Annotated in this window: 32 protein-coding genes; 26 read left to right on the top strand and 6 right to left on the bottom strand. The window is 33.9% G+C overall.

Annotated elements, in window-relative coordinates; genetic code table 11:
• Positions 1-125: 125 nt before the first annotated feature.
• The 20 genes from GIY83_RS02380 (at position 126) to GIY83_RS02285 (ending at position 15338) form a co-directional block, all read left to right on the top strand.
• A complete protein-coding gene (locus GIY83_RS02380; RefSeq protein ID WP_208684494.1) occupies positions 126-545 on the top strand; it encodes a hypothetical protein in 420 nt (139 codons plus the stop codon).
• A 176-nt stretch (positions 546-721) separates the two neighbouring features.
• Complete coding sequence (locus tag GIY83_RS02375; RefSeq protein ID WP_208684492.1) at positions 722-1507, top strand: hypothetical protein; 786 nt, start codon at positions 722-724, stop codon at positions 1505-1507.
• 13 nt (positions 1508-1520) lie between these two features.
• Positions 1521-2147: a hypothetical protein gene (locus GIY83_RS02370; RefSeq protein WP_208684485.1), complete on the top strand. Its 627-nt coding sequence runs from the start codon at positions 1521-1523 to the stop codon at positions 2145-2147.
• A 695-nt stretch (positions 2148-2842) separates the two neighbouring features.
• Positions 2843-3382 (top strand): DUF2975 domain-containing protein, encoded by a 540-nt coding sequence (locus tag GIY83_RS02365; RefSeq protein ID WP_208684483.1) that lies wholly within the window; start codon positions 2843-2845, stop codon positions 3380-3382.
• Between the two features lie 3 nt (positions 3383-3385).
• Positions 3386-3592 carry a helix-turn-helix transcriptional regulator gene (locus GIY83_RS02360; RefSeq protein ID WP_173971866.1) on the top strand — a complete coding sequence of 69 codons (207 nt, stop codon included), beginning with the start codon at positions 3386-3388 and terminating at the stop codon, positions 3590-3592.
• A gap of 363 nt (positions 3593-3955) precedes the next feature.
• Entirely contained in the window at positions 3956-4441 is a 486-nt protein-coding gene (locus tag GIY83_RS02355) for an SRPBCC domain-containing protein (RefSeq protein ID WP_208684481.1), read from the top strand.
• A 103-nt stretch (positions 4442-4544) separates the two neighbouring features.
• Positions 4545-5441 (top strand): SDR family oxidoreductase, encoded by an 897-nt coding sequence (locus tag GIY83_RS02350; RefSeq protein WP_208684479.1) that lies wholly within the window; start codon positions 4545-4547, stop codon positions 5439-5441.
• Positions 5442-5453: 12 nt separating this feature from the next.
• On the top strand, positions 5454-6368 hold the full coding sequence (locus tag GIY83_RS02345; protein ID WP_208684477.1) for an AraC family transcriptional regulator: 915 nt from the start codon (positions 5454-5456) through the stop codon (positions 6366-6368).
• A 67-nt stretch (positions 6369-6435) separates the two neighbouring features.
• On the top strand, positions 6436-6852 hold the full coding sequence (locus tag GIY83_RS02340) for a hypothetical protein (protein WP_208684475.1): 417 nt from the start codon (positions 6436-6438) through the stop codon (positions 6850-6852).
• A gap of 16 nt (positions 6853-6868) precedes the next feature.
• Positions 6869-7084 carry an ArsR family transcriptional regulator gene (locus GIY83_RS02335; protein ID WP_194615821.1) on the top strand — a complete coding sequence of 72 codons (216 nt, stop codon included), beginning with the start codon at positions 6869-6871 and terminating at the stop codon, positions 7082-7084.
• 9 nt (positions 7085-7093) lie between these two features.
• The gene (locus tag GIY83_RS02330) at positions 7094-7774 is read left to right on the top strand and encodes an aspartate/glutamate racemase family protein (RefSeq protein WP_194615820.1); all 681 of its coding nucleotides are present in this window, start codon (positions 7094-7096) and stop codon (positions 7772-7774) included.
• A gap of 16 nt (positions 7775-7790) precedes the next feature.
• On the top strand, positions 7791-8489 hold the full coding sequence (locus GIY83_RS02325) for a hypothetical protein (RefSeq protein WP_194615819.1): 699 nt from the start codon (positions 7791-7793) through the stop codon (positions 8487-8489).
• 16 nt (positions 8490-8505) lie between these two features.
• Positions 8506-9111, top strand: a complete 606-nt coding sequence (locus GIY83_RS02320; protein ID WP_194615818.1) for a hypothetical protein — start codon at positions 8506-8508, stop codon at positions 9109-9111.
• Positions 9112-9181: 70 nt separating this feature from the next.
• The gene (locus GIY83_RS02315) at positions 9182-9550 is read left to right on the top strand and encodes a nuclear transport factor 2 family protein (protein WP_208684473.1); all 369 of its coding nucleotides are present in this window, start codon (positions 9182-9184) and stop codon (positions 9548-9550) included.
• 133 nt (positions 9551-9683) lie between these two features.
• A complete protein-coding gene (locus tag GIY83_RS02310; RefSeq protein WP_208684471.1) occupies positions 9684-10730 on the top strand; it encodes a serine hydrolase in 1047 nt (348 codons plus the stop codon).
• Positions 10731-10735: 5 nt separating this feature from the next.
• Entirely contained in the window at positions 10736-11161 is a 426-nt protein-coding gene (locus GIY83_RS02305) for a DUF1801 domain-containing protein (protein WP_208684469.1), read from the top strand.
• 8 nt (positions 11162-11169) lie between these two features.
• Positions 11170-12267, top strand: a complete 1098-nt coding sequence (locus GIY83_RS02300) for an MBL fold metallo-hydrolase (RefSeq protein WP_208684467.1) — start codon at positions 11170-11172, stop codon at positions 12265-12267.
• A 98-nt stretch (positions 12268-12365) separates the two neighbouring features.
• Entirely contained in the window at positions 12366-13490 is a 1125-nt protein-coding gene (locus GIY83_RS02295; protein WP_208684465.1) for a lactonase family protein, read from the top strand.
• Between the two features lie 378 nt (positions 13491-13868).
• Positions 13869-14411 (top strand): GNAT family N-acetyltransferase, encoded by a 543-nt coding sequence (locus GIY83_RS02290; protein WP_194615812.1) that lies wholly within the window; start codon positions 13869-13871, stop codon positions 14409-14411.
• Positions 14412-14756: 345 nt separating this feature from the next.
• Positions 14757-15338, top strand: a complete 582-nt coding sequence (locus GIY83_RS02285; protein WP_208684463.1) for a TIGR00730 family Rossman fold protein — start codon at positions 14757-14759, stop codon at positions 15336-15338.
• A 204-nt stretch (positions 15339-15542) separates the two neighbouring features.
• Here the strand turns inward: GIY83_RS02285 and GIY83_RS02280 are convergent, their stop codons facing one another.
• Positions 15543-16376: an AraC family transcriptional regulator gene (locus tag GIY83_RS02280; protein WP_194615810.1), complete on the bottom strand. Its 834-nt coding sequence runs from the start codon at positions 16374-16376 to the stop codon at positions 15543-15545.
• Between the two features lie 86 nt (positions 16377-16462).
• On the opposite strand from GIY83_RS02280, the gene GIY83_RS02275 reads away from it, so the two are divergent.
• The 5 genes from GIY83_RS02275 (at position 16463) to GIY83_RS02255 (ending at position 19701) form a co-directional block, all read left to right on the top strand.
• Positions 16463-16855: a DoxX family membrane protein gene (locus GIY83_RS02275; protein ID WP_208684461.1), complete on the top strand. Its 393-nt coding sequence runs from the start codon at positions 16463-16465 to the stop codon at positions 16853-16855.
• Between the two features lie 5 nt (positions 16856-16860).
• Complete coding sequence (locus GIY83_RS02270) at positions 16861-17811, top strand: polysaccharide deacetylase family protein (protein WP_208684459.1); 951 nt, start codon at positions 16861-16863, stop codon at positions 17809-17811.
• A gap of 275 nt (positions 17812-18086) precedes the next feature.
• Positions 18087-18554 carry an SRPBCC family protein gene (locus GIY83_RS02265; protein WP_208684452.1) on the top strand — a complete coding sequence of 156 codons (468 nt, stop codon included), beginning with the start codon at positions 18087-18089 and terminating at the stop codon, positions 18552-18554.
• An 85-nt stretch (positions 18555-18639) separates the two neighbouring features.
• Positions 18640-19008 carry an iron chaperone gene (locus GIY83_RS02260; protein WP_208684450.1) on the top strand — a complete coding sequence of 123 codons (369 nt, stop codon included), beginning with the start codon at positions 18640-18642 and terminating at the stop codon, positions 19006-19008.
• 6 nt (positions 19009-19014) lie between these two features.
• On the top strand, positions 19015-19701 hold the full coding sequence (locus tag GIY83_RS02255; RefSeq protein WP_208684448.1) for a 2'-5' RNA ligase family protein: 687 nt from the start codon (positions 19015-19017) through the stop codon (positions 19699-19701).
• Positions 19702-19793: 92 nt separating this feature from the next.
• Here GIY83_RS02255 and GIY83_RS02250 read toward each other — a convergent pair whose 3' ends face one another.
• From GIY83_RS02250 to GIY83_RS02230, 5 genes are read right to left on the bottom strand one after another with little or no spacing between them, the layout of a single operon-like run.
• The gene (locus GIY83_RS02250) at positions 19794-20156 is read right to left on the bottom strand and encodes a VOC family protein (protein WP_208684446.1); all 363 of its coding nucleotides are present in this window, start codon (positions 20154-20156) and stop codon (positions 19794-19796) included.
• A gap of 27 nt (positions 20157-20183) precedes the next feature.
• Complete coding sequence (locus GIY83_RS02245; RefSeq protein ID WP_208684444.1) at positions 20184-20609, bottom strand: SMI1/KNR4 family protein; 426 nt, start codon at positions 20607-20609, stop codon at positions 20184-20186.
• A 35-nt stretch (positions 20610-20644) separates the two neighbouring features.
• Positions 20645-21286, bottom strand: a complete 642-nt coding sequence (locus GIY83_RS02240; RefSeq protein WP_208684442.1) for a VanW family protein — start codon at positions 21284-21286, stop codon at positions 20645-20647.
• Positions 21287-21345: 59 nt separating this feature from the next.
• On the bottom strand, positions 21346-22008 hold the full coding sequence (locus tag GIY83_RS02235; RefSeq protein WP_208684440.1) for a class I SAM-dependent methyltransferase: 663 nt from the start codon (positions 22006-22008) through the stop codon (positions 21346-21348).
• A 57-nt stretch (positions 22009-22065) separates the two neighbouring features.
• A complete protein-coding gene (locus tag GIY83_RS02230) occupies positions 22066-24213 on the bottom strand; it encodes a cation:proton antiporter (RefSeq protein WP_194615801.1) in 2148 nt (715 codons plus the stop codon).
• A gap of 319 nt (positions 24214-24532) precedes the next feature.
• Here GIY83_RS02230 and GIY83_RS02225 point away from each other — a divergent pair, with 319 nt between their 5' ends.
• Complete coding sequence (locus tag GIY83_RS02225) at positions 24533-25960, top strand: L-serine ammonia-lyase (RefSeq protein ID WP_194615800.1); 1428 nt, start codon at positions 24533-24535, stop codon at positions 25958-25960.
• The last annotated feature ends 59 nt before the right edge of the window (positions 25961-26019 follow it).

Here is a 26019-nt window from a genome sequence, read left to right as displayed (position 1 = left end):
TTTTATCTGAATTTTTACTCTCCAATATTAATAAAACATAAACTTTTAAGAAATTAAAAAGACAATACGCAACCTTTTAAAGCTTTCTACATCTTTTTACTAAACCAATGTAAAAATCTATAACTATGAAAAAATTATTTTTCTTAATCGCAATTGTCTTACTTTGTTCTTGCAATAATGATGATAAAAACAATTCATCTCAAACTCAGTTGAAAGGAAAATGGAGCCTAAGGAATATTTCCGGTGGAATTAATGCCATGTCTTCGCCAAAACCTGAACAGCAAATTACAATCGAGTTTGGTGATAATATCCTAAAAACGTATAACAATGGAACTTTAACTAATACTCAGGCTTTTTCTTATCAAACAAAAAAATCCATTTTTGGCGGTATCAAAAAAATGATAGCGGTTCAGAATAATCTAATAGCAAACGATATTCCTAAACTGCAATCTTTTGAAATTAAGGATGATAAATTATACTTAAAAGATGAATGTTACGATTGTTACACCTACGAATATGCCCGAATAAATTCTGCGGAGTTTTAAACTACTCTAAATCAAAACAAAGATACAGTTTCTACAAAAATCTACTTTCAGCAATACATATGAAAGCAGATTTTTTATTTTATCAATTCCTTTTTTAGTATCATACTATCTAATTTCTATTTTGGTTTTAATTTGTATTTTCGTTGAAAAGAAAAACCTTTACCTAAAAATATTTTATGGAAGAAACAATACTCGAAAAATCAGTTTTTGAAGAAGTCCCAACAGAAAAAATTTATACTGAAAAAGCAATTCGTGTTGGAACTTTTTTAGGAGGTCCGTTAGTTGCCGGATATTTTATGGCAGAAAATTTTAAAGTTTTTGGCGATTCTGAGAAAGCAAAAAAAACATGGATTATAACAATACTGGCGACACTTTGTATCTTTGCTTTAATCTTTTTTATTCCTGAAAATATTAGTGATAAGATTCCTAATATTGTTTTTCCACTTATTTATATGAGTATTGCAGCTTATTATACCAAACTATATCAGGAAAAACAAATCAATGAACATATCGAAAATGGTGGCGAACATTTTAACTGGGGGCGCACAATTGTAATTTCGATAATCGGGATATCAATTCTTCTTGGTGCTGTTTTTAGTGCTTATTTTTTAACCGAAACTGCCAACGGAAGACTTACAGAATCAACAAAGACATATGGCGCAATGAAACATGAAATTGCGTATCAAAACAATATCAATGAAAATGAAGTCGATAAAATCGCCGAAGTTTTTCAAAAAACAACTTTTTTTGACGACGCCATAACAAAGTATGTTTATCTGGAAAAGATCAATAATAACTACGAAATATCTATTTCGTGCAACGAATCGGTTAAAGATGATGTAATAGGTTCACAGCCTTTTGTAGATTTAAGAAATGATATGCAAAAGTTTTTCCCGGATAATAAAATCATTTTCAAACTTGTTGTTGATGACCTTAATAACGTGGTAAAACGGATTGAGTAATAAAGTATTAATAATGACCAAAAACTACAAAAAAACGGAAATAGAAGACACCACAACAATTGTAGGTAATCCTAATTTACTTTTACTTGGCTTGGGTATTTTTACTTTTCTGCTTTCTGCAACTATTACTTATTATACTTTTAATCCAAAATATTTTACTGCCGTTAATATCGAAAATACTTTTGTTTGGGTATTTGCCGGCTTGATTGCATTATTTGCTTTTTTAAGTGTTTATATGATTTTTACATTAAAGAAAGTTACGCTTACCAATACCGGGTTAAACATCTCATATCCGTTCTTAAATTCTTCCCGCGATATTAGTTTTGATGATGTCTGCAAAGTTTACGATCAGGATTATAATATAAAAGGTTCCCACAATTACAGATTATATGATATATACAAAGGAAAAAAGATCGTAATAGAAATTTATGATGCTAAAAACATTGTTATCACTTCACTCGAAGTGACCAACTATGTGATTCTTGCTCAAAATTTAAAAAACGTTACAAAGTCTCATTTTAAGATAAAGACACCTTATTACGAGAATATTGTAAACACGCAGCGCTATGGCTGGTTTGTATTTTGGGTTTTCTTTATTTATTTTTTAATTGTTTATATCATCCACAGAAAATATTCCTGATTTTTTTATGAAATGGGGTTAAGATAGCCCACATATTAAACGGATTTTATTCCTTTTTGTTTTGAAATAAAATCGTAAAAGTGGCTTAACGAATTTCCTGGCAAACCCGACAGGTTTTGAAAACCTGTCAGGTTTAGCACGTTCACGAAACTCCGCAAAGAAGAGGTTAATCATTGTCTATTTACATATGTGATTTCTCCCTTCGCTCGAAAAGACAAGATTGTGTAAACTTGTCAGACATTGCCCGTGGTTTCAACCACGGGTGCAATATTATCACGCCTCGTATTGTGTTCCCATGGTTGAAACCACGGGCTATGTTTGAAGATAGGAATTAAATGCGCATACCACTTTAAAATTGGGCTTTCACAAAAGTGCCTTACACTCTTGTTTTAAAACTTTGACTAAGTTTATAGTCACAAACCCGAAAGGTTTAGAACATTTAGGTTATAAACCCTAACCTTCATTTCTTATAAAAACTTAAACCTCTACTTTAGCCCCGATGGGAGTGATATCCTTTTTTGCCGTTGTTCGGCAGAAAAGATATAGCGGACAGCAGGATAAATGGTTATTGTAAATACTTTATTTGTCTGCTTATTATTAAATAAAAACAAATTTTAACTAATAAAAAATAAATATTTATCGATAAACAATAAATTTACATATCTTTGCGCTATATCTTTTTAAATCAAAACATTATGTCAACAAAATCAGCTTACATTTTAAAGCTCCTGAACATCGTGTCATGGATTGCTTTTATCGGACTTTGCGTAAAAGCAGGTTCGCTTTTAGCCTCATACGGGGTTAGTATGTTTATTAATGAAGTTGGGGCAAAAAATCTGCCTTTAGGTTTAGATTTGTCAGCATTAAAAGCTTATGATCAAATCGATTACTCGATTATGGTTTTCTGCCTTACCGCAATTACCATTTTTGAAGCGCTAATATTTTATGCAGTAATTCAAATTTTCATGAAAATTAATTTTATTAGTCCGTTTCATGAAACAATTGGAAAACTGATTCAAAAAATGAGTGGTTTTTCACTTATTGTGGGGCTTTTGAGTAACGTAACCGTTTCGTATTCGGAAAAATTTACCGCCATGGGAATCCAGCTTCCAAATTTAATGCAACATATAGGACTTGGAGATGCCTTTTTATTTTTTGCCGGCATTTTATATTTCATCTCACAACTTTTTGCAAAAGGAATTGAACTGCAAAAGGAAAGCGAATTAACCATATAAATTATGCCAATTATAGTAAATTTAGATGTTATGATGGCAAAACGAAAAATGTCATTGAATGAGCTTTCGGAAAAAGTCGACCTGACGCTTTCGAATCTTTCGATATTAAAAACAGGTAAAGCAAAAGCGGTTCGGTTTAGTACACTCGAAGCAATTTGCAAAGTTTTAGAATGCCAGCCGGGAGACATTTTAGAATTTATTCCTGAATAATTGAATTAATTTTATTCGAATTTCGCATCAAAGAGAACTTTAAGTTCTCTTTATTCTTTTTATCTTGATACTAAAAACGTTGATATAGAGAACTTTCTGCTAAAAATATCGAGAAACTCAATGATGGAAAAACTATTGAGTTAACCCGAAGATAGTATAAGACCAAAAGGTTTGATGACATTTTTCCGTATAAGGAATTTAACAACTATAGTTTTAAACCCAAGGGCGGCTTCTTTACTGTTTTTGTTTATGAATCTGTAGAATAATTCGTCTTATATACCCCTTAAAACTGTCTTTTTTAATCCCTAGACTATTGATTATTAAAGATTAAATTTGTTGTACTAATTTCTAAAATCAAATAAAATGAGTGCAACAGATTTTACCTCAACTATAAAAGTAGACCAATCTCCTCAGGAAGTTTTTGACGCCGTTACCAATGTTCGGGGTTGGTGGTCTGAAGAAATCGAAGGCAATACGGCTCAGCTTAACGATGTATTCGATTATCATTATGAGGATGTTCATCGCTGTAAAATAAAACTGATCGAGGTCATCGAGAATCAGAAAGTCGTTTGGCTGGTCGAAGAAAACTATTTTAAATTCACCCAAGGCAAAACGGAATGGACAGGCACGAAACCTACTTTTGAGATTGCTGAAAAAGACGGTAAAACGGAACTTCGTTTTACGCATTTTGGTTTAACCTCAGAATACGAATGTTTCCAAATTTGCCGTGATGCCTGGACAAACTACATTCAGAACAGTTTAAAAAAGCTCATTACAACCGGAAAAGGCGAACCTAATGCAAATGGAAAACCACAGACAGAAAATGAGAAAAAATTGTCTGAAAAATAATTTTAAGCTTTTTGATACCCATTTTTAGACTACGACAAAAATAGTTTTGGCTAAATCTGCCTGATGCATGTTGCGCAACTTTGTACTATAAAAATAGATACAAATGAAAATTACAATTACAGGTTCGTTAGGGAACATCAGCAAGCCACTGACTCAGGAGTTAGTGCAAAAAGGACATGAGGTTACGGTAATTAGCAGCAGTACTGAAAAGCAGGCCGAAATTGAAACTCTTGGGGCTTTGGCAGCCACTGGTTCTGTTGATGATGTAACTTTTTTAACCAAAGCTTTTACAGGCGCAGATGCGGTTTATTGTATGATTCCGCGTGCGAATTATTTTGACCCTAATCTTGATTTGGACGCTTTTACCCGTACAATTGGGAATAATTATGCCGAAGCTATTCAGAAATCGGGTGTAAAACGTGTCGTGTTTTTAAGTAGTATTGGCGCGCACTTAGAGCAAAATTCAGGGATTATTCAGCGTTATAATGAGATAGAAACGGTTTTGAAAAAGCTTCACGATGTTTCGGTTACCTTTATGCGTCCAACTTCTTTCTTTTATAATCTGCTGGCTTATATTCCGGTGATTAAATCGCAAGGTATTATTGCAGCCAATTATGGTGCTGACAGAATGATTCCGTGGGTTTCTCCAAATGATATTGCCACCGCAATTGCTAAGGAAATCACAACTCCGCTTGACGGAAAAAAAGTTCGTTATGTGGTAAGTGAAGAACTTACGGGCGATGAAACAGTTCGTATTTTAGGTGAAGCGATAGGAAAACCGGATTTAAAATGGGTTTTAATCAGCGATGAAGAAACACTAAACGGTTTGGTAAACGTGGGAATCCAGCCTAAAATTGCCGAAGGTTTGGTCGAAATGTACGCCGGACTTTACAACGGTTTACTTGGTGAAGATTACAATAAAAACAAACCGGCAGAAATGGGAAAAACAAAACTAGCCAATTATGCCAAAGAATTTGCTGCTATTTATAACCAGAAATAAGTACCTTAGATTATGGCAAATCAGCAACCACACCGAATAAAAAGTATTAGCGAATTTCATGAGTTTAGGGATTTGCCCAAGCCTCAACATCCGTTAGTGAGCGTTTATAATTTTGAGGATATCAAACATCTAAATGAAGAGGAACCCAAAAGTTTGATGCTTGATTTTTACTCAATTGCATTAAAACGCCATGCTAATGCAACGATGCGTTATGGTCAGCAGGAATATGATTTTAAAGAAGGTGTTTTGTTGTTTATTGCGCCAGGTCAGGTATTTTCTATAGAAGGAAATGCCGAGCTGCAACATACAGGATGGTCATTATTGGTCCATCCTGATTTTTTATGGAATACGCCCCTGGCAAAAAAAATCAAGCAATACGAGTATTTTGGGTATTCGGTTCATGAAGCTTTGCACCTTTCTGATAAAGAAGAAAAGATGATTATTGGTATTATAAAAAATATCCAGCAGGAATATCAGTCGAATATTGATAAATTCAGTCAGGATGTTATTATTGCACAAATCGAATTATTGCTTACTTATGCAGAGCGTTTTTATAACCGACAATTTATAACCCGTAAAATAAGCAATCATCAAATTCTGGCTCGTTTAGAGAACTTGCTCGACGATTATTTTGCCAGTGAATCTATGGCTAAAAAAGGTTTGCCAACTGTACAATATATTGCAGATGCTCTAAACATTACCCCCAATTATCTAAGCGGATTGCTAAAATCACTTACTGGTCAAAGCACGCAACAACACATACACGATAAACTGATCGAAAAAGCCAAAGAAAAACTTTCGACAACTAACTTGTCTATAAGCGAAATTGCTTTTGAATTGGGTTTTGAGCATCAGCAATCTTTCAGTAAATTGTTTAAAACCAAAACAAATGTATCTCCTTTAGAATTCAGACACTCCTTTAATTAGTTAAAAAGTGTTTTCGTAAAAATAGCGTTCATAATTTTCATAAATTCGTGATACTAAAATTGAAATTATGAATCCGATTTTCAGGAATACTTTGGCCGTCATTATTGGCCTTTTTGTTGGAAGCATTGTCAATATGGCTATTATTTTAATGAGTGGTTCAGTTATACCACCTCCAAACGGTACAGATGTTACCACTATGGAAGGATTAAAAGCGACGATGCATTTATTTGAACCTAAACATTTTATTTTCCCTTTCCTTGCACATGCCATAGGCACTTTTGCCGGTGCAGCAACAACAGCTTTAATTGCCGCCAGTCGCAAAACAGAATTGGCTTTGGTAATTGGAGCTTTCTTTTTGTTAGGAGGTATCGTCAATGTCTGTACATTGCCTTCGCCAGTTTGGTATAACATTATAGATCTTGCATTTGCATATTTACCAATGGCTTATCTGGCTAGAAAATTAGTCGTTTCAAAAAAAGCTTAACTTTAAATTTTTCAAAATGAGCGAGAAATCAGTTTTAAGAAAACCGGCTAAAATGTGTTACGAACATATTGGCGGAAAATTGGGGCAGTTACTTGTAGAGAATTTTGCTGAAAAAGGCTGGATTGCAAAAAACAAAGCCATGGATAAAAACTATTATATTACAGATCTTGGACAAAAAGAATTTGAAAAATTAGGCATTGATATTTCACAAATCAAGTCTGAAGATTTATAAATAAAAACAATGAAAAAAGTTGGGCTCGTAGGCGGAACCAGTTGGGTTTCTACAATAGATTATTATAAATTCATAAACGAAGGCGTTAATAAAAAACTGGGCGGACTGCAATTTGCAGAATGTTTGATTTATTCTCTGAACTTTGGTGACATTCAGGAAAAAACCTGGCCAAACTCATACGAACTGGTATTGAATGCATGTCTAAGTTTGCAAAAAAGCGGCGTTGATGCCATTGTACTATGTGCCAATACAGCCCATATGCATGCAGACAAAATCGAAAAAGAAATTGACGTACCCTTAATTCATATTGGTACTGAAACTGCAAAAGCGATAACACAAGAAAAAATCACGACTGTTGGCCTACTAGGAACTTCATTTTCTATGGAAATGGATTTTTATAAAGACCGTCTAAAAAGTTTTGGATTAAATGTGCTAATTCCGGAAAGTCAGGAAAGTCGAAATTATATACAACAGGTTTTAAAACAAGAACTCGGTAAAGGAATTATAAATCCGGAATCGAAAGAAAACTATATCAAAATTGCAAACCAACTGATCGGTCGTGGCGCCGAAGGGATTATTTTAGGCTGTACCGAAATTCCGTTATTAATAGACCAATCTGATTTTTCTGTTCCTGTTTTTGATACCACAAAAATACATTCTGATGCCATTGTAAGCTTTATGCTTGCTTAAACTTAAACTATTATCTATGAGCTATTTTGGCGGACTTGGCGCAGGAAAAGGCTGGAATAAATTTAATTTTATCCTTACACCTGACCAATTTGAATCAATTTTCAGTGAACTTAAATTCTACTTTGTTATTACAAACACAAGGGTTGCCATAGATTATACCGCAACGGATAAATCTTATGTCTTTGATGGTTACAAAGATTTTTATAATAAAATCATAATTGGTAACAAAGAATATGATCGAAAAGAACATTGGTTTTACGAGGATAAAATAAGGTTATCAATTACCGACGATATCAATAAAATTGGCTTTAAAGAAATTACAGACAAAAAAGGAACTCTTTCTGATTCCTTTAAATTGGTCGATCCAATAGAACCTGTAATTGATATCAGTCCTTTTTATCTTACCTTTTCTAAGGATAAAGAAAGTTTAAGCATTGCTTATATGAATACTGAAGGTACAATAGGCTTAGAACTCACTTATCCTAAAGTGGTAAGTTTTTCTACGGATAAATTCAATTCTGTTGTTGATACCAATCAGTTCAACAATACCTTGTTATTTAATGATTTAATAAAAAACATAAAAGCATTATCTAGTAAAGCAAAATTGCAAAGCAATACAAAACTATATCGCCCAAATTTCTGGATTAGTCCCGAAGCAAAAAAACTCATTAATGAAAATCGTTATCTAAAATCTAACTCATTAACTATCATTTAATACCACAAAATCGGATATGAAAAAGATTTCAAGACTATTGTTGCTTCTATTACTTGCGGTTTTATTAATAAACTGTGCTTCTTTTTCTAATACAGATTTTAAAAACGACTACACTAAAATAAACGAAAGTGAACTAAATTCATTTAACGGAAAATACAGTTTCTTCCCTATAAAGAAATTCGACAAAAAGAATGCAAATTCAGATTTTGATCTTTCTAAAAATGTCATCAACTCTTATAATTACACCACAAATGAAATTTTAAAGTTTGATGACCGCGATTCAATTTTAAATGGTCAGAATACATACCACATTCAGTTAAATATTCTTAATGATACAGAATTGAGCATTGAATTGTTTAAAAACAATATCAGCATAAAAAAACAGCAAATAAAAGGCGAGCTTAAAAAAGACGGTATGTTTTATCTCGACAACAAATACATGAAATGCAACGGAATTCCCTATCTATTTGGCGGATGCAATAACAATAAAAGACGTATTACGCTTTCTAAAAACAATAATTTAATTATAAACGAAGCCCTGGATAATACAGGTGCATTATTATTTCTTTTTTGGGCTGGCCAAAGTTATAATGGCGTGTATGAATTTAAACGTTTAGAATAAAAAGTAATCTCTTTTTGATTTTCTTAAATTCTTATTTTATAACTTAGTTAGCTTTTTAAATTTTAAAATCATGACTAAGAAAGAAATAGCCCAGGACTTTTTAAAACTCGCTGCAAACGGGCATTCTCACGAAGCATTTCGTTTGTATGTTGGTGATAAATTTAAACATCATAATGCTTATTTTAAAGGTGATGCCGATACATTGATGCTGGCAATGGAAGAATCTACAAGAACAAATCCGAATAAAGTTTTTAAAATTCATCATATTCTTGAAGACGGAAATCTCGTCGCCGTACATTCGCATTTAAAACAAACTCCTGTAGAACCCGGTTTTGCAGTTGTTCATATTCTTAAATTCAAAGCAGATAAAATCGTCGAATTCTGGGATTTAGGACAACCTGTACCAAAAGAAACAATTAATAAAAATGGAATGTTCTAGTTCTTAGTCGCAGTCGCAGTAAACAGTTTACAACCGGAACTGAAAACTGAGTGTTCACTGAGACTGACTGAAAACCGAGACTAAGACTGAAACCTGAAACCTGAAACCTGAAACTTGAAATAAAAAATAAAAAATGACTTCCAATCTTCGAATTACCTTTATATTATCCTCTATTCTTTTATTTTCCAGCAGTTTTTTATTTGCTCAGAAAAAAAACAATTATGCGTCTCAAATTGATAGTTTGATAAGCGTTAGCAATCCAATATTTAATGGCGTTGTACTGATTTCTAAAAACGGAAAAACAGTTTACAATAAAGTATATGGTTTTACCAATTTTGAAACCAGAAAATATTTAAAATCAGACAGTCAATTTGAAATAATGTCAAATACAAGACAAATCACGGCTGTTTTAATCTTAAAAGAAGTAGAACAAGGCCGAATTGACTTGCAGGTACCTATCAAGAAATATTTACCGCAATTAAACCAAACCTGGGCAGATTCTGTTACGGTTCACCAACTCTTAAATCATACGCACGGAATAGTTGATTTGAAAAAACCACTGGCGTTTAAACCCGGAAGTGACTTTAAATATGGCGATTTAGGCTATAGTTTACTGGGAAAAATAATTGAATCGGTTACTAAAAAAAGCTATTATGAAGTAGCAAATTCCTTTTTTAAAGAGCTAAAAATGACACATACACTTTGTCTTTCTGCAGCTCCAATCAAAAATTTAGTTTCCGGATATGTCAACAACAATAACGCTTTTAAATTAGTATCAAAAACGATGATTACTATAGAAAGTACTTCTTCTAACGGAATTGTTTCAACCGCAGGTGATTTAGCCATCTGGAACGAAAATCTTCATAAAGGAAAATTGCTGCAACCACAAAGTTATCAATTACTGTTTAAGTACAATATAACGGCTCAAAATAGTTTCTTCGGACCAGAAAAAATAGGTTACGGATACGGCTTTAGAATTGTTGATAAAGAACCTGTCAAATATGTGGGTCACACAGGCTTGGGTGATGGTTTTTCTTCTGTAAATTTATATTTTCCTGACAGTGATGTAAGTTTAATTATTTTAGAAAACCAAATGAATCAAAATCGTGATTTGTTTTATGCTAATGAAGTAAAAATCAAAAATATTCTGCTGAAAAGCAATTTGCTCAATAAAAAATAAATACAATGGCAAAGAATAAAACTACCGAAACCAATGAAAGTATTCTTGATTTTATAAATGCTTTTGTTGAAGACGAAACCAAGAAAAATGACGCTTTTGAACTTATTAAAATAATGCAGGAAGTCACTCACTTTAAGCCCAAAATGTGGGGACCAAGCATTATTGGTTTCGGGAGTTATCATTATAAATATGCCAGCGGTCACGAAGGCGATGCGCCTCTTGTGGGGTTTTCTCCAAGAAAAGCAGCCATTTCTCTTTATGTTTATACTTCGCCGGACGATAAAGACGAATTACTTTCTAAACTCGGAAAACATAAAGCTTCAAAAGGTTGTATTTATATTAAAAAATTAGCCGATATCGATGTTGAAGTTCTTAAAAATATGATTTCACTTTCTTTAGAAAATTTAAAAAAATTATATCCCTCAAATTAAATACCACCATGATCCTTACCTTAATAATTCTTTTGTTTGCCATTCTTATTTTTGTTTCACAACATCCCAGATATGGAAAAAAGCCATCAGGAGAAAGATTAGCTTTACTACAAAAATCTCCCAACTATAAAAACGGAAAATTCGAAAACATCCATTTTACTCCTGAACTCGCAAAGGGATATAGCTTCTCTAAAGTATTCTATGAGTTTTTATTTAAAAAAGTATATCGTAAAATTCCAACAGATAGTATTCCGTCTGTAAAAACAAATCTACACGAACTTTCTATCGATAAGGATGTTTTGGTTTGGTTTGGGCATTCCTCCTATTACATTCAGCTTGAAGGAAAACGATTCCTTATTGATCCTGTTTTTAGCGGCAACGCCTCTCCTATTTACGGAACTACAAAAGCATTCAAAGGAACAGATATTTATACCGCTAATGATATTCCGGAAATTGATTATTTATTGATCACACACGACCATTACGATCATCTTGATTATGCAACAATCAAGGCGCTGCAACCTAACATAAAAAAAGTAGTTTGTGCACTTGGAGTTGGTTCACATCTTGAATTTTGGAAATTTTCCAAAGAAAATATCATCGAAAAAGACTGGAATGAGAAAGTAGAACTCGACCAGAATCTGACACTTTACACTACTCCATCCCGACATTTTTCAGGCAGAAGTATTGATCGCTGTAATACACTCTGGACATCATTTGTATTAGAAGCCAACAATTTTAAAATGTATCTGGGCGGCGACAGCGGTTACGATACGCATTATGCTGAAATTGGTAACAAATTTGGCCCTTTTGATATCGCACTTCTCGATAATGGCCAATATAATCCAGCGTGGAAATACATTCACAATCTACCTGAAGATGTTATAAAAGCCATGAAAGAGATAAAAGCGAAAAGAGTATTTCCGGTTCATAACTCAAAATTTCCTTTGTCTCTCCATTCCTGGGATGAACCTTTGATAAAAGTAACCGAATTGAATGCAGTTTCAGAAAATCCAATTCCGTTAATTACACCAAAAATCGGGGAACTAGTTGAACTCAGAAACGAAAATCAAGAATTTCAACAATGGTGGAAAGGGATCAGGTAATTTTTGATTTTAGATTGCTGATTTTAGATTGTAGATTGAAAACTGTGACTATTCAGTGAAAACCTGAAACCTGAAACAAAACAAACCTTGTAAAAAACATGAACCAAAAAATATACCTTTTAGCAATTGCTTTTCTCATTACCTTAAATAGCTTCTCCCAAAACACTTACGTCTTTTTAGGAAGTTATAATCGGGATCTTACCGCAGAATCTATTCAGGTGTATCAATTAGACACTATAAAAGGAAAACTCCACAAAATAACTTCAGCAAAAAACATTATCAATCCGTCGTATTTGACTTTGTCGCCAAACGGAAAATACCTTTATGCCTGCACCGATACCAAAACGCCAAATGCAGGAAGTGTGAGCAGTTTTGAGTTTAATCCTGAGAACAAAACCCTGACTTTTTTAAACAAACAATCCAGTGGCGGTGAAAATCCTGTTTACCTCTCGATTCATAAAAGCGGAAAATGGCTGGCAAATGCCAACTATACAGAAGGAAGTGTTTCGGTTCACCCGATATTAGAAAACGGAAAAATAGATTCGATTGCACAGAATTTTCAATATACTGACGGAAGTATCAATAAAGAGCGACAAACCAAATCTCATGTTCATTCAGCTGTATTTTCGCCTCAAAATAATTATTTATTCCTGCCCGATTTAGGTGCCGATAAAATTCGCTGTTACCGTTTTGATGCAACCCAAAAACAACCATTAACAGAAACAAAAATTCCGTTTACCAAAACAGATTTAGAAGCTGGTCCAAGACATTTTACTTTTCATCCGAACCAAAAATTTGGTTATTGTATTGAAGAAATGGCAGGATCTATTAGTGTTTATCAATATCAAGATGGAACGTTAAAACAAATCCAACGCATCAATACTCATCCGGACACCATAACATCTGGTTTTGAAAGCTCAGACATTCATATTTCACCAGACGGAAAATTTCTTTACGCTACAAACCGAGGCAAAGAAAACAACATTGCCATTTTTTCTATTGATGAAAACGGACTTTTGAAAAACGTTGGTTATCAATCGACTTTAGGAAATCATCCACGAGTTTTTGCCCTTGATGAAACTGGAAAGTTTTTGATTGCCACAAATGTCACTTCCGGTAACGTAGTGGTATTTAAAAGAAATCAAATAACAGGATTGCTTAAAAAAGTGGGAAAAGAAGTTAAAATGGAGAATGTTTCTTGTATTCAGATTAAGAGAATTTAGCTTGTAATTGCCCGCGGATTTTACGGATTGAACTGGTTTGCACAGGTTTTTTTTTTTTGTAGTTTCGGTTTCTCTAATAAAAGAAAATCTTTTTTTTAGGAGCTAATCCCGCACCCGAGCCTGAAAGTGCGAACTGGCGAAGCAATTCTTTTCAATCTTTTGTGGCGAACCACGCCACAAAAAGATTTCCACTCGAAGCCTCGGGGCTATCGGGGCTAGGACAATCATTTTCATAACAATATTTTGGTCTAGTTTGTCATTTATAATCCTATAATCTGTGGCAAAAACTTCTTTCGCAGAAAACGAAAGTCAAATTTTTATTTTAAATTCGTGGCTCTTCGTCAAATTAGTGGCAAACAAAATTTAAAACTTTAAAAAATGACAAAATCAGCATTCAATTTACAACCTGAAATTTTAGAAGACGACATTACAAAATTAGTTCCACTACAGGAAAGTGATTTTGATGCACTTTTTAAAGTAGCCTCAGATCCATTAATTTGGGAACAGCATCCAATCAAAGACCGATACAAAATAGAAGTCTTCAGACCTTTTTTTGATGCAGCAATCACCTCAAAAAGCTCTTTTTTGATTTTAGATAAAAAAACAAATGAAATTATAGGCAATACTCGCTATTACGATTACGATCCGGAGAAATCCAGTATTGCCATTGGTTTTACCTTTATTGGCCGCAAATTCTGGGGTGGATTATACAATAAATCGAATAAAAAATTATTGATTGATTATGCATTGAAGCATGTAGATTCGGTACTATTTCATATTGGTACAGATAACATTCGTTCGCAAAAAGCAGTAGGTAAATTGGGAGCTGTAAACATTGGCGAAGTAAATAGTATTGGTAATGTTCCAGTCAATTTGCCTCATTTTGAATATGAGTTAAAGGTTGAAAATTATAAATTGTAAATAAAAAAGTTATGAGTTATGAATTGTAAGTCTGAATTTTTAATTGGATTTTTTTTTGAAAATTAGCTTCGAAACGTGCCTTTAGGTACCAAATATTGGTAGCAATTTGTATTCAAGATTCATTGGCGTGCCGTAGGTACGCAACAAAAATTTCCCATTGCGTACCTACGGCACGCTAAATCTCTTCTAATTCATGTTTTTTCTACCAATCTTTAGTGCCTAACGGCACAAAACATAGGCTTTCAATCTTTTATTTTCATTACAATTTTCAACATTTAACGAATAACCAATAATAATTTCACTTCTAACATTTAACCTTTAACGAATAACATAAAACTTCTAACAATGAAAAGAATTACCGTTTTCTGCGGATCAAGTTTTGGTACCGAAGAAATTTACAAAGAACAGGCAACATTGCTGGGGCAAACAATGGCAAAACAAAATATAGAATTGGTTTACGGTGGTGCAAACGTAGGTTTAATGAGCGCTGTAGCTGATGGAGTTTTAAATGCAGGCGGAAAAGCAATTGGCGTTTTGCCTAACTTTTTAAGATCAAAAGAAATTGCACATTTAGGCCTAACCGAATTAATTTTGGTCGAAAGCATGCACGAAAGAAAAACCAAAATGAACGATTTATGCGATGGTGTAATTGCGCTTCCGGGTGGTTTTGGAACTCTTGAAGAACTTTTCGAAATGCTGACCTGGGCTCAATTAGGACTTCATAAAAAACCAATTGCGATTTTAAATATCGATGGCTTTTATGATTCTTTGATCGAATTAACAAAAGTCATGGTAGAAAAAGGTCTATTGAAAGAGGCTAATCAGCAAATGCTTTTGGTAAGCGATAGTATTGATGATTTATTAGAGCAAATGAAAAATTACGTGGCACCAACCACCGGAAAATGGATTGATGGAAAAAAGCTTTAGATTAATCTTGCATGTAATTAATTTTAAAGCTCCACCGGAGCAATATATTTATAGCAGATTTATTCTAAGATCCTATAATCAAGCTACAGCGGAGTGACATATTTATTTTTATTGAATAGATAAGTATTTCACCCCGCTGGGGCTCTTTTATTATGTAAACTTTTGATTCTCTATAGATATTTCGTCCCGCTGGGACTCGTTTATCTAATTTTTAAACTGCTTTTTATAATCACTTGGATTCAGTCCTGTATATTTTTTAAACAACCGATTCAGATGACTTGCATCACTAAAACCAAATTCATACACAATTTCGTTGATTTGCATATTGGTAAATTTCAATCTCGTTTCGATCAGTTTTATTTTATAGGCCATCGTATATTGCTGAATACTTTGTCCAGTTTTGATTTTAAAATATTCGCTGATATACGTAGGAGAAACATGAAATGCCGTTGCCATTTTTGTAGCTTTTAGTGCTTCAGGCTTATAAATATTCTGATGCACATAATTGAGCAGATCCAAACTTTCTTCTGTATTAGATGGCGCAAATGCAACTGGTGAAACAAGCGAAATATTCCTTGCAGCAATGGTAATAATAGTATTTAAGATCTGCTTGATGACTTCTTGCTGTTGCGGAAAACTACTCTTTTCTTCCCGAATCAAAGCCTCGATCATGGCTCTTAACAAAGGTTTATCTGTTATCGTTTTTAAAATACAGCCCGGTAAATGGTTATGATTATGAAAAATGAATTCCAGTTTCTGAATCCAGTCGTTGCTTTGTGTTTTAAGATAACTGTCCTGAAAACGGATAAAGAAAAACTTCGTCTTTTCGATCACTTCAAAACTATGCGTATCCTGCGGGAAAATCAAAAATAGTTTGTCAGAAGCATACGGCAATCTATGATCATTTATAATCTGGATTCCTTTTCCTTCCAATACAAAAACCATTTCAAAAAACGTATTCTTGCGTTCTTTGGCTTCATATTCTGAAACTTCCAAAAACTGAAGTTCAAAAGGATGGTATAAATTTCTAATTTCCATCTTACAAAAGTACAAAATATTCCAATGATTATACAAATTAAAGAAAGTGGTTCTTCTCAACTTTGTAATCTAAAATCATACAAAATATGGAAACAACTTCTTTTTTATTGCTACGTCTTGCCGTCGCTATCAGCATGTTTGGTCACGGATTAGTACGTTTGCCCAAACTAGTTACCTTCAGCAAATGGATGATTGGCAGTTTCGAAAATTCTATGCTGTCTAAATTCATCGTAACGCCTTTTAGCTACATTTTACCTATAGCCGAATTTACCATTGGTTTACTTTTAATATTGGGCTTGCTTACAAAACCTTCTCTAGTAGCCGGAGGATTTGTTATGCTGGCTTTATTGTTTGGAACCTCAATGATTGAGAATTGGGAAGCCATTCCGTCACAATTAATTCACGTTGCCATTTTTGCTTTGCTATTACATTTTATCGATTCTAATAGTTGGGCCATTGATACTTTAATCAAAAAATAAAAATCATGAGTTCAAGAAGAAATTTTATCAAACAAACGGGAATTATTGGAATGGTCGGCATGATGAATCCAATAGATACATTCGCAGAAGTATCAAAAACAGAAACATTTTTGACACCAACAAAAACAAAATGGGCAGATGGCTCGAGATTAGTAGTTTCGATTTCGATGCAATTTGAAGCTGGCGGACAACCTGATAATGCAGAAAGTCCGTTTCCTCAAAACATACAAAAAGGATATATTGATCTTCCGGCCGCAACCTGGTACAATTACGGTTATAAAGAAGGAATACCAAGAATGTTGGACAATTGGGACAAACTTGGTGTGAAAGTTACCTCGCATATGGTGGGAACAGCGGTTTTGAAAAACCCGGAACTGGCCAAAGAAATTGTACAACGCGGACACGAAGCTGCAGCTCACGGTATGAACTGGAGCACGCAATATACAATGCCTTACGAAGAGGAAAAGAAATTTATAAAAGATGGTGTTGATGCGATCAAGAATGTAACCGGTTTTACTGCTATTGGTTATAATGCCAACTGGTTGCGCCGCGGACCAAATACATTGAATATTCTGCAAGAATTGGGTTTCAAATATCATATCGATGACATTAGTCGGGATGAACCTTTTATTATTCAGTTAAAAAACAAGGATTTTGTTGTAGTTCCTTATACCTTAAGATGTAATGATATTGTTTTGATTGAAGGAAAAAACTTTTCGGCAGATCAGTTTCTACAACAAGTTAAAATGGAATTTGATCAATTGTATGTCGAAAGCGAAACACAACGCCGACAAATGTCGATTAGTTTTCACGATCGTATTGGCGGAACTCCGCAAATGGTCAAAGCAGCAAATGATCTTATCAAATATATGCAACAACACAAAGGCGTGAGCTTTAAACGTAAAGATGAAATTGCCGAAATGGCGTTGCACGATAAAACTACTATAAGAGAATAAAAATATATATTTTGATATTTAAAAATCCATACAGGTTATAACTTGTGTGGATTTTTTTTGAAGGTATTTGGGATTTCTTTCTTAATTTAGAGGTCGTAAAAATTTGTTTCAAGTTTTTTTGTTTCAAGTTTACAGTCCAGCTGTGTCATTGCGAGGTACGAGCAATCTTCACAAGAAACTCGATAACAGTGCGTGCTCAGCTAGCGAAGATTCCTCGTACCTCGGAATGACAAGATTGGGTTTAAAACTTTAGTATTTACAAACACAAGTCAACAATGAAAGCAGAAAACAACCACTTCGCAAAAGCCGAAATGCTGATTAGAAAACCTGTTACAGAAGTTTTTCAGGCTTTTACAGATCCGGACATTACCCGTAAATTTTGGTTTACAAAAGGTTCCGGAAAACTAGAACAAGACACCACAACCGAATGGACGTGGGAAATGTACGGGTTTTCATTAACGGTTACTACTCATGTTTTGCAGGAAAACCATAAGATTGTGATCGAATGGGGAAATCCCGATGAATCGACTTTAGTAGAATGGATTTTTAGTCCGTTGAACGAAAACGAGACTTTTGTGAGTATTACCAATTCAGGTTTAAAAGGTGATACCGACAAAATAATAGATCAGGTTCGTAATTCTACTGAAGGTTTTACTTTGGTTTTGGCTGGAGCCAAAGCATATCTGGAGCATAATATTTTGCTGAATTTGGTTTTGGATCGATTTCCTAAGGGATTGGCATAAAAAAAGTTTCAAGTTTCAAGTTTTTTTGTTTCAGGTTCGGTGCGAAAACTTGAAACCTGAAACTTGAAACAAAAACATTAAAAATATGGATACAAAGAAACCTGAAAATATCGACGAATATATTGGAACCTTACCAAATGACGTTCAGGAGATATTAGAAAAAGTAAGGGCAACGATTCAGAAAGCAGCGCCGGAGGCCAAAGAGAAAATCAGTTACTCGATGCCGGCTTTTGAGCAAAACGGAATCGTGGTATATTTTGCTGCTTTTAAAAATCATATTGGTTTATATGCTTTACCTAGCGGTCATGAGGCTTTTAAAGAAGAACTTTCAAAATATAAATCCGGAAAAGGTTCTGTACAATTTCCTCTCGATCAACCAATGCCTTATGATCTGATTACCAAAATTGTAAAATTCAGGGTAAAGGAAAACCTTGAAAAAGCAAAAAAGAAATAATTATAAATGGATTTAACCCAACATTACAATCAACTTTACAAAAAATCTTCCGAAACTATTCTGGCCGGTAGTTACAAATTAGATTCACAACTTAATAACGAATCTGATTCGCGGTTCGGAATCACATTGCTAATTCGACCAAACGAAACCATTAAAGAGAATATTCAGTTGTTTTTAGATGAATTAAAGGCCGTTGAACCGCATCAATATTATTATCCTGATACTGATATTCATATTACCGTGATGTCCATTATTTCCTGTTACGACGGTTTTACTTTAGGTAAAATAAATGTTCACGAATATTTCGACCTCATTCAGCAAAGTCTCGTTCATTTGGATAAAATAAAAATTCAGTTTCAGGGTGTTACAGCTTCTCCGTCTGCTATTATGATTCAGGGTTTTCCAACGGATGAATCTTTGAATAATTTCAGGAATAAACTTCGGGAGAACTTTAAAAAATCATCTTTAGAACAAAGTATTGATAGCCGATATAGCATTGCAACGGCTCATTCTACAGTAATGCGTTTTCAGGAAAAACTTCAAAATCCGGAAAAATTAATACACATTCTAGAGAAATATCGCGATTATAATTTTGGAAATTTTAAAGTCGGAAATTTAGAACTTGTTTATAATGATTGGTATCAACGCGAAAGCAACACAATTCATTTAGCAGAATTTTACATAGCAAATTAAAGAACAACCACGAATTCACGAATCCTACTAATCGAAATTGGGAATAAATTCAAAAAAAACTTTGTGCATTTGTGTCTTCTTGGCAAAAAAAACTACTTATTGAACTTTCCAAAATGCCACAAAACACCGGACGGATCGTGCAAAAAACATTCGCTTCCCCATTCTAAATGCACTGTAGGAGTTAGCTTTACCCCATATTTTTCGGTCAGGTTTAAAGCCAATAACTGATTGTAATAATCATCGACATCCTCAACTTCAAGGAAAATCATAGTATTTTCGATCCAGTTTTTATCATAATAATCCTGAAGATAAAAGGCTAAATCTCCCGTTTTAAAAACAGAAAACTTTGGATCTAAAACTCCTTCTTCGAAACCTAAATCACGGTAAAAACTTCTGGAAACTTCAAAATCTTTGGCTCCAATAAATGGTCGGATCGACAGGGCTTTGTGGTTCATGGTATTGGGTTTTAAAATTATATAAATTTAAGAAAACCATTCAATTTTATTGTCCAAACGAATAAGTAAATCAGCAAATGATGTACCAATTTCAGTATTATATTTGCTATTTAAATCGATAAAAGGCGAAAGAATTACTTTTACATTATCATATGGATCAATTTCAATTCCTATAAATTCTCCACTTCCATTTGTACCAATTCCTATAGTCCTGTATAATTCTTCAACAATATTATAACTTTTATTCGCTTCAATTATTTCTTCCAGACTCCAAAGTTTTATAAACTCAACACCAATAAACTGATCGATTCCAAAATAATTCTCAAGATAAAAAACATAATCTATCGGAAGTCTTAAATTAGAATATGATTCAACATCAGTAACTTCCACAGAAGATTTTACATTTCTTTTTGGAAACTCATATTTTTCAAATATTTCTTGTAAATATTGCATAGGATAAGTTTATAGGATTGGCGTAAATCAAAATACTACAATTCTGCTTTCATCCTTTTGTACTTCGACTGATTAAGTAATTGTCGGTCATTATTCAGAACATTTACAGTAATAAATTCTTTGTCTAATTGAGATTCAAAAAGCAGCTCTTTCTCTTTTATGGCTTTTTCGCTCAATAAATTGATATGAATAAAACTTTCTTTTATTTCAATTTTAAACTTAACCGGAAATGCTAAATTATTTTTTATTCTTAAATCTTTATAACCGTATACAATCGTTGCATCACAACCTAAGGGCGCAAATCTTGTTTCATTCGTATAAATATCAACAGAATGATTGTGTCTTTCTAAAATTTCTAAACCGGCAATTAAACTTATCTGGTATATAATTCCTGATACCTGGCACATGCCGCCTCCATTCTCTTCTACCAGGTGGCCGTTTACTAAAGTTCTGCTTTTCTTAAAATCCTGATTTGGGTTTCCTACCACTTTAAAAAAAGAAAAAATTTGATTGGGTTCAAGAACATATCTGTTAATTCTTTTTGAAGCCAGCAGAATATTATGCAGCTTATTATCAAAAGTCTTACTGGGTTTTATTTCCTGTGTTAATGTTATCGCATAACGAAAGTCAAAATCATTTTGGCATTTTTTTGAAAATCGAAATAAATCTTTGCTCAACAAATCCTTTTTAAATCGAAACAATAACTTAATGTAAATCTTGAGTGGTTTCAACATATTCATTTCTTCTCTAATTCGATGATTAAATAAGAACTGTATTCTTTCAGGAATGAATTTGCCAAAAACGAATCTAGTGGCAATAGAAATTTACGGCACAAATCAGGAAATCTATGAATTGGAAAAAACAATAATCCGTAAGTTCTTTTAATAATAAAATTTGGATCTGATTTTACATCGGTAATACTTAAGCTACTTGCTCCGTGCCAGTTTGCTTTTTTATAACCCAATAAGTTTCGTCTTTTTCGCGACGGAATATCAAAGATAATTCTGCCCTTCTTTTTTAAAATCCGATTGGATTCTTCCAATACCTGGTCGATTTTATTTGGATCCAAATGCATGAAAAAATGAAAACTGATAATGGTATCAATAGAATTATCAGCTAAAAGAATCGCATCGGCTTCATTTTGCAGAAACGTTTTTTCAGGAAACTTTCGTTTGGCAACTGCAATCATTTGAGCACTTGCATCAACACCAATCGAAGCATAATTTAATAATCTTCCCGTACCGCAAGCCAGGTCCAGAATTTGTCCTTTTTTATCAATCAATAATTTATCGATAATTTTTCGTTCTTGTGAATCGATAAAATTTCCATACGAATTATCAAATCTATCCTGATCGTAAGTACTGGCCAGATCATTATAATACTGTACTATTTCGTTCATTTTTAATTTTTAAAACAAAACCAAAAATAATAAAAATCTTACCCAGAAAAACATTTTTTATCCTTTCTTCAAAATATTCCCTAAACCGCGGCCAATTTGTTCAATCGCTTCAAGTCCTTTTGTTAATGGTGTAGCAGTAAAATCTTCGTAGGCATCCATAGAAGTTCCTTTGCGGTCGTCTTGCGAATACACTAAAATAAGATTGTTCTCATCGAATGATTTTTCGAATTTCTGAGGTAGTTTATCAAAAATCGACTGGTACGAAACAGAGCCTTTTCTGGAAAGATTAAAAACGATCAAATCAGTTGGTTTAATCTCATCAGAAATTGATTCAAAATCATCCCAATCCATAATACTTTTAAAGCCCAGCTTGGCATTCAATTTCAAATTAGCAGCAATTTGCTGGATCGTTTGATGTGTTTTATATTCGGCATAAATTATAATCGGAATACTTAATTCCTGCGATAATCGGCAGATTTTCTGTAATAACAAATGAAATCCAACTCCTCTTTCTGAGAAAGGCGGACAAATAAAAACCAGTCTTTTTTCTTCTATAAACGTTTTTTGAAATCTGCAGATGAATAAACTTTTATCGACATTATTAATAATCGAATCTACGTTTTCTCCAAAAATTTTATCCAGGAAACCTGTTTTTCTGGGCCATCCTACAATCACAATATCCGACATGATTTCTTTTGAAGTTCTGGCGATTCCGCTTGCAGGATTATGGTCGATTCTGGCAATGGTATTGATTTTTACTTCTGAAGCCGACGCCTGAATAACAAATTTATCAACTGCTTTTCGATACTTTAATATATTTTTTTCGGCCTGATCATTATTGGGAACAATCGTTAATAAAGTGACCGGATTAGCCGATTTTTTATCTTTTATTAAAAGCGCAAAATCTAATAAAGTGGCTGTCGCCGAAGTTTTGGCCAACGGAATCATAATATGTTCGTCGAGAATCTGATCGCTATTCGCATCTTCATGAGAAACCTCTTCTTCGCAAATCGCAATTTTCTTGGCTGCTTTTTCGGTCGCAAACGAAGCGACAATACATGTAATTAATATTAGAATAATAGTTCCGTTTAAGATATTTTCATCGAGAATTTTCGCTTTAAACCCCACTAAAATAACCGCCAACGTTGCAGCCGCATGTGCACTGCTTAACCCGAAAATAAGTTGTCTTTCGGTTTTGGTATATTTAAAAACAATCTGGGTAAAAAATGCTGCCGTCCATTTCCCGAAAATAGCCACAACACTCAATGTTCCTGCAACAATTAATGCCGTTGGTCCGCTAAGGATTACGCTGATATCGACCAGCATTCCTACCGAAATCAGGAAAAACGGAATAAACAATGAATTACCAATAAATTCAATTCGGTTCATCAGCGCAGATGAGTGCGGAATCAAAGGATTCAGCGCCAAACCGGCAACGAAAGCTCCAATAATAGGCTCTACTCCTGCTACTTCGGCCAAAAAAGCGGCAAAGAAAACAACAGAAAGTACAAAGATATAATGAGCGTGTTTTTCGCTTTCTAATTTTTTAAAGAACCATTTGGCAATTCTTGGTATAACCAAAAACATAATCGCTGAAAAAATGGCCAATGAAACCGTCAGTTTTATCCAAAAAGCCTGATTCAGGTTGCCCTGACTACTTCCCATAATAACGGCCAGAATAATCAAAACGGCGGTATCTGTTAATATTGTTCCTCCTACCGTTATGGCAACAGCCTGGTTTTTTGCAATACCTAACTTACTTACAATTGGGTAAGCTACCAGCGTGTGCGTGGCAAACATACTTGCAGTCAGGAAACTGGCATTAAAATCGTATTGCAATAAGTAATAACAAACCGGAAACCCAATGGTTAAAGGGAAGATAAACGTAAAAAAACCAAACAATAAACTCTTATTTCGGTTGGCTTTAAACTCATTCATATCCAGTTCCAGTCCGGCAATAAACATGATATATAAAAGCCCAATTGTCGAAAATAAATCTACAGCTGAGTTTTTGGCCAGAATATTAAGTCCGTGTGGTCCAATGATTACTCCGGAAATAATAAGTCCTATAATTCCGGGAATATTTATTTTTTTTAATAAAATGGGTGACAAGAGAATAATGAAAAGTATTAACGAGAAGATCAATACTGGGTTACTAAGCGGTAATTCGAATTCTTGTAAAAAATGCTTGAAAAATTCTATCATAATGTAATTTTATCTTCTTTGTGGTATTTTAATCTTTCGCAAGTAGAGGTGTTCAAATTAAAATGAAATCCCAGAAGTTATGGTTGCCGATTTATTTTTTAGAACTAAAAAAATCGGATTCTTTAGTGATTGTTTCATTACAAAAATACCTAAAAAAACTACCAACTTTTCACGAAAACCGCATATTAAGCAATAAAATTTGTTTCGTTGCCAAATTATTAATATTTAATATTTTTTTTAACAAAACTGCAACATTAACAAACGAAAATAAAACTTCATTGCATTATTCAATTATCTTTGTCTTAATAAATATTGCACAATGGAAGAATGTATCTCTGTTTTTGATATGCTTAAAATTGGCGTTGGCCCCTCAAGTTCACATACTTTAGGGCCTTGGAGAGCCGCAGAACGTTTTTTAGAAGAGTTAAAAGACGAATCAATTTTAGACCAGATTAAACGTGTAAAAGTCGATTTATACGGATCACTTTCTTTAACCGGAAAAGGTCACGCTACAGATTTATCTGTAATGTTGGGTTTAAGCGGGCAAGATCCTGAATATATCCCGGTTGATAACATTGCCGGGATCATTAAAACGATCGAAGACAACAACGAGATTATTCTGGCAAACGAATATAAAATTCCGTTTTATTTTCTTCAGGATATTGTTTTCAATAAAGAGTTTCTTCCTTTTCATGCCAATGGACTAAAATTTACGGCTTATAAAGCAGATGATTCTGAATATGAATCTACTTTTTATTCTATTGGAGGAGGTTTTGTGGTAAAAGAAGAGCGCACGAATGCCAAAATCAAAGAGGTTATCAAGTGTGCTTTCCCCTTCCCGATTCAAAATGCGGTTGAGCTTTTAAATTATACGGTTTCAGAGAACAAATCCATTTCGGAAATTGTTTATGAAAACGAAAAATCGATGCGTCCGCAGGCCGAAATTCATTCGGAATTAATGCGCATCTGGAACACGATGTTAGAATGTATGTACATTGGCTGTCATACCGGAGGAATTCTCCCGGGCGGACTTAACGTTCGCAGAAGGGCTTTTGATATGCACCAAAACTTAATAGGTTTATCGAATTATTCTGATCCACAAAGCTGGCTGGAAGAAATTAGAAAAACCGAAGTAAAATTTCGTCAGATCCTAAAATGGGTTAGTTGTTTTGCACTTGCCGTGAATGAAGTAAACGCTTCTTTAGGCCGCGTGGTTACAGCTCCTACAAACGGAAGCGCTGGTGTAATTCCGGCGGTTTTAATGTATTATCTGGTCATTGAAAATCATGATGCAGGCGAAAAAGAAATCAAACAATTTTTGATGGTGGCCGGAGAAATTGGAAGTATCTTCAAGAAAGGATCTACAATCTCGGCTGCAATGGGCGGTTGTCAGGCAGAAATTGGTGTTTCGTCATCTATGGCTGCAGCGGCACTTTGCGAATTAATGGGCGGCACTCCTGCTCAGGTTTTAATGGCTGCCGAAATCGCTATGGAACATCATCTTGGTTTAACCTGCGACCCAATTGGCGGTTTGGTTCAGATTCCGTGTATAGAAAGAAATACGATGGGTGCCATAAAAGCGATAAATGCTGCCGAATTAGCTCTTGAAACTGATTCTAAAAATGCAAAAGTACCTTTGGATAAAGTAATCAATACCATGTGGCAAACCGCAAAAGACATGAATTCTAAATACAAAGAAACCTCTGAAGGCGGATTAGCGATTGCTGTAAATATGGCTGATTGCTAAAAAATATTATTAGCCACAGATTAAAAGGATTAACACAGATTAAAAAAAAGAAATCTTTT

Source organism: Flavobacterium sp. SLB02 (assembly GCF_009664855.1).
GTDB lineage: Bacteria > Bacteroidota > Bacteroidia > Flavobacteriales > Flavobacteriaceae > Flavobacterium.
Note: the sequence above shows the minus strand (reverse complement) of the source record. Positions and strands in the feature narration are given on the sequence as shown.